The following is a 5,333-nucleotide window of genomic DNA, read 5'->3' on the forward strand; positions in this document are numbered from 1 at the left end:
TCGGTATCGTCGACGACATGCGCGTCGATGCCCTTGACCAAAGCATGTTCGAGCCGCTTTTCGACCGGCCAGCCGCGCCATTCCTCGGCCGCCTTTTCCTGCGCCGCGTTGCTTCCTTTGTAGCGTTCGGCGAGCACGATCAGCCGCTCGGTCGGGCTCAGTTCCTCGCCCTCCACCTTGCGGTTGAGGATGACATCCTCGCACGCGGTGCGCAGTTCGGGGTCGATCGTGTCATAGACGTCGAGCTGCCCCGCGTTGACAATCGCCATGTCGAGCCCGGCGGGGATCGCGTGATAGAGGAAGACGCTGTGCATCGCGCGGCGCACCGTCTCGTTGCCGCGGAAGCCGAAAGAGAGGTTCGACAGCCCGCCCGAGAAATGGACGTGCGGACAGCGAACGCGGATTTCCTTCACCGCCTCGATGAAATCGACCGCATAATTGTCATGCTCCTCAAGCCCCGTCGCGACCGCGAAGATATTGGGGTCGAAGATGATGTCCTCGGGCGGAAAACCGATGGTCATCAGCAGCTTGTAGGCACGCTCGCAAATCTCGATCTTGCGCTCTTTGGTGTCGGCCTGTCCGACCTCGTCGAACGCCATCACGACTACCGCGGCGCCATAGGCCATGCATTTGCGTGCATGATCCAGGAAAGCCTCCTCGCCCTCCTTCATGCTGATCGAATTGACGATCGGCTTGCCGGGGACGCATTTCAGCCCTGCTTCGATCACCTCCCACTTCGACGAATCGATCATCACCGGCACGCGCGCGATGTCGGGTTCGGCGGCGATCAGCTTCAGGAAGGTCGTCATGGCGCGCACAGCGTCGAGCAGGCCTTCGTCCATGTTCACGTCGATGACCTGCGCGCCATTTTCGACCTGCTGGCGCGCGACCTCGACCGCCGCGGTGAAATCGTCGGCGAGGATCAGCCGCTTGAAGGCGGCGGAGCCGGTGACGTTGGTGCGTTCGCCGATGTTGACGAACGAGGAGGAGGAAAGAGTTGCGGTCATCGAACAGTCCAAAGAGAATCAGGCAGCAAGCGGGCGGGCGAGAACGCGGTCGTCGTAGAGCTTTCCCCCGACGTTGAACTGGCGTGTCCCGACGTCGACGAAGCCCTGCTTGCGATAGAAAGCGAGCGCCCGTTCGTTGCGGGCGTAAACGCCGAGCAACAGGCGGCGATGCCCTGCCGCAGCGTCAAGAGCGCAGCGCATCAGTGCGGCGCCAAGTCCGCTGCCATGAAAACGCGACAGCGAATAGATGCGCTTGAGTTCGATGTCGCCCGCCTCGGCAGCGGCTAGGTCGGGCCGGCCGATCAGCGCGAAGCCGATCGGCGCGCCGCCCGGCTGCGCCTCGGCAAGCCAGGCGCGCGCGCCCGACGCCAGATAGGCGCGATAGGCGGCCTCCTGATGCTGCGCCGCGCAATGCCCGACGATCGCCTCGCCGTCGAGAATGCCCGCGAAGGTTTCGAGGAAGGTCGCGGCGCCGATCAACGCCAACGCGGCGGCATCAGCCTCTCCGGCCTCGCGGATCGCCCATGTCGGTCCGTCCTCCATCAGGATGCCGCCGCCATCGTGAAGGGTTCCAACCCGGCAAGGCGCGTGCGCACCGGCACCTCGGGAATCCGGCGCGCGGGGAGGCCCTGTACGGCCCTTGCCATCGCCGCGATATGCGCCGGGGTCGATCCGCAGCAGCCGCCGAGGATGTTCACCTGACCATGGTCGGCCCATTCGCGGACCAGCGCCGCGGTCGTGTCGGGCAGTTCGTCATATTCGCCAAGCTCGTTGGGCAGGCCGGCGTTCGGATAGACCATCACCAGCGTGTCGGCGAGGTCGGAGAGCACGCGGACATGCGGGCGAAGCTGCGCCGCGCCGAACGAACAGTTGAGCCCCACTGTCAGCGGCTTCGCATGACGCACCGCATACCAGAAAGCCTCGACCGTGTGGCCCGACAGGTTGCGACCCGACAGGTCGGTGAGCGTCATCGAGATCATCAGCGGCAGCTCGCGCCCGACCTTCGTCTCCGCCTCGAGCGTCGCGGCGATGCCGGCCTTGGCATTGAGCGTGTCGAAGATCGTCTCGATCAGGATGAAATCGGCTCCGCCCTCGGCGAGCGCGATTACCTGTTCGCGATAGACGTCCTTCAATTCGTCGAAATCGATCTCGCGATAGCCGGGATTGTTGACGTCGGGCGACAGCGACAGCGTCTTGTTCGTCGGCCCGACCGCGCCCGCGACGAAGCGGCGGCGGCCGTCCTGCGCCGCGAACTTGTCGGCCGCTTCGCGCCCCAGGCGCGCGCTTTCGTGGTTGATGTCAGCAACGAGCGCTTCGGCGCCATAATCGGCCTGGCTGATCCGGTTCGCGCTGAACGTGTTGGTCGAGACGATGTCCGATCCGGCGGCGAGATAGGCCTCGCCGATCGCGGTCACGACATCCTGCCGCGTCAGCGCAAGGATGTCGTTATTACCCTTCTGATCGTGACCGAGGCCGAGCGATCCCGCATAATCGGCTTCGCCGAGCTTGCGGAGCTGGATCTGGGTGCCCCAGCCGCCATCGGTGAGCAGGATGCGATCCTTCGCCGCCGCGATCAGGGCCTCGCGCGCTGAGATCATGCCGCCTTATCCTTTGCCGGCGCCACCGGCCGCAACCCCAGCATATGACAGATCGCATAGCTGAGTTCGGCGCGGTTGAGCGTGTAGAAGTGAAAATCGCGTACCCCGCCCGCGTAGAGGCGGCGGCACATTTCGGCCGCGACCGTCGCGGCAACAAGCTGGCGCGCGGCGGGCAGATCGTCGAGCCCTTCGAACAGCGCTATCATCCACGCGGGGATCGCGGTGCCGCACATATCGGCCATGCGCCGCGTCTGCGACACGTTCGACACCGGCAGGATGCCCGGCACGATCGGCGCGTCGATGCCCGCCGCAGCCGCGGCGTCGCGGAAGCGCAGGAAGGCATCGGGCGAGAAGAAGAATTGCGTGATCGCACGCGTTGCCCCGGCATCGAGCTTGCGCTTCAGATTGTCGAGATCGGCCTGCGGGCAATCGGCGTCGGGATGCACCTCGGGATAAGCGGCGACCGAAATGTCGAACGGCGCGATCCGCTTCAACCCGGCGACGAGCTCGACCGCATTGGCAAAACCCTCGGGATGCGCCCGATACGCACCGCCGCCGGGGACATCGCCGCGCAGCGCGACGATATGCCGCACGCCCGCGTCCCAATAGGCGCGCGCAACCTCTTCGATCTCGGCGCGCGACGCCTCGACGCAGGTCAGGTGCGCGGCGGGCGGCACCGCGCTTTCGGACGCGATCCGTGCCACTGTCGCATGGGTGCGCTCGCGCGTCGATCCGCCCGCACCATAAGTTACCGAAACGAAGCGCGGCGCCAGCGGCTCGAGCGTGCGGAACGTGTCCCACAGCTGCGCCTCCATCTTCTCGGTCTTGGGCGGAAAGAATTCGAAACTGACGCCGATGTCGCCTTCCAGATTGGCGAACAGCGGCGACGCCGCAGCGCGGCGCGCTTCGGCCAGCGCGTCGAGGGAAGTGGTCATGCGGCGAGCCTTTTGCCTTCGCCGTCGCCCGCGGCGACGGGGGGTTGATCCTGGTCACGGCGGCGCGCGCCAAGCCACAGCTTGACCGCGAGCGCACCGCCTTCGAGTGTTTGCGTCCGTTCGAGCGTCAGCCCCGACGCGGCGAACCAGCCGCCGATCTGCGTATCCGAAAAGCCGAGGCGCGCGTGCGCCGCCAGCGCGCGCAGATCCTCATCCTCGTGCGGCGCAAAATCGGCGACGAGCAAATGCCCGCCATCGCGCAGCACGCGGGCGGCTTCGGCGATGACCCGCTCGGGTTCGTGCGCAAAGTGCAGCGCCTGGTGGATAACCACCGAATCGACGCTGGCGTCGGCGATGGGCAGTGCGAGGAAATCGCCCTGCACCAGATCGACCGGCACTGCCTGATCCGACAGTTTGGCGCGCGCGATGCGCAGCATTTCGGGGCTGCGGTCGAGCGCGGTGATCCGCTGCGCCGTTGGTGCGAAGATTTCGGCCATGCGCCCGGTGCCGGTGCCGACGTCGAGCAGATGGCCCAGCACGCGCCCGTGCATCATCGCGACCATCGCGTCCTCGACCTCGCTTTCGGCGACATGGCGCGACCGGATCGCATCCCATTCGGCCGCATGGTCGGCGAAATAGCGTTCGGCCACCGCCGCGCGCTCGGCGCGAACCGCGGCAAGCCGGCGCGCATCCTGCGCGATCACCAGCGCCTCGCGCGTCGAAAAGGGCCAAGCCCCCGCAGCAGCAGCCATGTCGGCGCCCGGCCCCCGTTCGGCGATGCGCAGGAAGACCCAGCTCCCCTCGCGGCGACGCTCGACGATCCCGGCTTCAGCCAGGATGCGGACGTGGCGCGAAACGCGCGGCTGGCTCTGTTCAAGCACCGCCGCCAGCTCGCCGATCGCCAGCTCCATCTCGCGCAGCAAGGCAACGACGCGCAACCGCGTGGGGTCGGCCAAGGCCCGGAAAATGTCGATCAGCTCGCTCATCGCGGGATCATATAAAGACTTCTTTATATGTGGTCAACGAATTGTCGAGCAACGACGGCGGGGGCGCGATTGCGACGAACGCCGCACCTGAGACAAAAAGTCCGTTGCGCCCCCACTTACAACCTTGTAATTCCGGCGCCCGATCAACGGGAGCAGGATCGCATTGGTCCGGTCCGCCCGCCGGTCGAGAAGTTCAATCAAGAGGGGTATCCCAAATGAAGAAGTCGATCACTCTGTCGCTCGTCCTCGCTGCGTCGCTGAGCGTTGCCGCTTGCTCGCAGAAGGCTGCTGACGAAGCCGCTCCGGCCGACACCGCGGCCACCGAAACCGTCGAAGGCGCCGCCGACGGCGCGATGGAAGCCGCTTCGAGCGCCGCCGACGCGACCGCTTCGGCCGCGACCGACGCTGCCGCTGCCGCCGGCGATGCTGCCGACAAGGCTGGCGAAGCTGCCGACAAGGCCAGCGAAGCCGCTGCGGCCGCCAAGGAAGCGACCGACGCCGCTGCCGCGAAGATGGAAGAAGCCAAGAAGTAAGCTTCCACTTTCGCCTGCACAGGCAAGGAAATCGGGGGTCGTCGACATGCGTCGGCGGCCCCTTTTCCTTTTGCGATCAATACCCCGCGGCCACCGCGTCCCGCCGCACGGTTGCCAAGCCGGGCAGGCGCAGTTAGTCTCCGCGCCCAGTGGCCGGTTATCCGGCCGCTTGCACATCGAAAGGAACATATATGCGCAAGATCATCCTCGCCTCGATGGCCGCAGCGGCCTTCAGCCTCGCCGCTTGCTCGGAAAAGGCGCAGCAGGAAACGTC

Annotated in this window: 6 protein-coding genes; 1 reads left to right on the forward strand and 5 read right to left on the reverse strand. The window is 66.2% G+C overall.

Annotated features, from left to right (window positions below):
* The 5 genes from ABS88_RS23710 to ABS88_RS23730 form a co-directional block, all read right to left on the reverse strand.
* A partial coding sequence (locus ABS88_RS23710; protein WP_286750777.1) for a dihydropteroate synthase occupies positions 1-1,007 on the reverse strand: 1,007 nt, incomplete at its 3' end.
* 18 nt (positions 1,008-1,025) lie between these two features.
* On the reverse strand, positions 1,026-1,550 hold the full coding sequence (locus ABS88_RS23715; protein ID WP_003042643.1) for a GNAT family N-acetyltransferase: 525 nt from the start codon (positions 1,548-1,550) through the stop codon (positions 1,026-1,028).
* Positions 1,550-2,605 carry a homocysteine S-methyltransferase family protein gene (locus tag ABS88_RS23720; RefSeq protein WP_286750778.1) on the reverse strand — a complete coding sequence of 352 codons (1,056 nt, stop codon included), beginning with the start codon at positions 2,603-2,605 and terminating at the stop codon, positions 1,550-1,552. The genes ABS88_RS23715 and ABS88_RS23720 overlap by 1 nt, the downstream gene beginning before the upstream one ends.
* Complete coding sequence (metF, locus tag ABS88_RS23725; protein ID WP_286750779.1) at positions 2,602-3,540, reverse strand: methylenetetrahydrofolate reductase; 939 nt, start codon at positions 3,538-3,540, stop codon at positions 2,602-2,604. Before metF ends, ABS88_RS23720 begins: the two co-directional genes overlap by 4 nt.
* Positions 3,537-4,526: an ArsR/SmtB family transcription factor gene (locus ABS88_RS23730; RefSeq protein ID WP_286750780.1), complete on the reverse strand. Its 990-nt coding sequence runs from the start codon at positions 4,524-4,526 to the stop codon at positions 3,537-3,539. The genes metF and ABS88_RS23730 overlap by 4 nt, the downstream gene beginning before the upstream one ends.
* 215 nt (positions 4,527-4,741) lie before the next feature.
* Here ABS88_RS23730 and ABS88_RS23735 point away from each other — a divergent pair, with 215 nt between their 5' ends.
* Entirely contained in the window at positions 4,742-5,059 is a 318-nt protein-coding gene (locus ABS88_RS23735) for a hypothetical protein (RefSeq protein WP_003042650.1), read from the forward strand.
* Positions 5,060-5,333 lie beyond the last annotated feature (274 nt).

It is taken from the genome of Sphingopyxis sp. SCN 67-31 (assembly GCF_001725095.1).

Bases quoted from the DNA above. Each gene is read 5' to 3' on its own strand.
- ABS88_RS23715 (WP_003042643.1), bottom strand. From the start codon at position 1,550: ATGGAGGACGGACCGACATGGGCGATCCGCGAGGCCGGAGAGGCTGAT.
- ABS88_RS23720 (WP_286750778.1), bottom strand. From the start codon at position 2,605: ATGATCTCAGCGCGCGAGGCCCTGATCGCGGCGGCGAAGGATCGCATC.
- metF (WP_286750779.1), bottom strand. From the start codon at position 3,540: ATGACCACTTCCCTCGACGCGCTGGCCGAAGCGCGCCGCGCTGCGGCG.
- ABS88_RS23730 (WP_286750780.1), bottom strand. From the start codon at position 4,526: ATGAGCGAGCTGATCGACATTTTCCGGGCCTTGGCCGACCCCACGCGG.
- ABS88_RS23735 (WP_003042650.1), top strand. From the start codon at position 4,742: ATGAAGAAGTCGATCACTCTGTCGCTCGTCCTCGCTGCGTCGCTGAGC.